Raw genomic sequence first — 566 nt, 5'->3', positions numbered from 1 at the left:
TCGCTGGACGCCAACATGAAGCCCGGCGCCGCGCTCGCCTTCGCGCATGGCCTGAATGTTCACTTCAACCTGCTCGATCCGCGCTCCGATATCGACGTGTTCATGATCGCGCCGAAGGGCCCCGGCCACACCGTGCGCGGCGAGTACCAGAAGGGCGGCGGCGTGCCCTGCCTCGTGGCCGTGCAGCAGAACCCCTCGGGCAATGCGCTCGAGATCGCGCTCTCCTATGCCTCGGCCATCGGCGGCGGGCGTTCGGGCGTCATCGAGACGACCTTCAAGGAAGAGTGCGAGACCGATCTCTTCGGCGAGCAGGTCGTGCTGTGCGGCGGCCTGGTCGAGCTCATCAAGGCCGGATTCGAGACGCTGGTCGAGGCGGGCTACGCCCCCGAGATGGCCTATTTCGAGTGCCTCCACGAGGTGAAGCTGATCGTCGACCTCATCTACGAGGGCGGCATCGCCAACATGAACTACTCGATCTCCAACACGGCCGAGTATGGCGAGTACGTCACGGGGCCGCGCATCGTGACCTCCGAGACCAAGGCCGAGATGAAGCGCGTCCTTCACGA

1 protein-coding gene is annotated in these 566 nt (G+C 65.2%); it reads left to right on the top strand.

Annotation, left to right across the window (positions count from 1 at the left end; all coding sequences use genetic code 11):
* On the top strand, nt 1–566 hold a 566-nt coding region (gene ilvC / locus AC1DWF_RS37330), incomplete at both ends, for a ketol-acid reductoisomerase (RefSeq protein WP_476843458.1).

It is taken from the genome of Aminobacter sp. P4_D5, assembly GCF_056401815.1.
The sequence above is the reverse complement of the archived record's forward strand: the minus strand, read 5'-3'. Positions and strand labels throughout refer to the sequence as shown.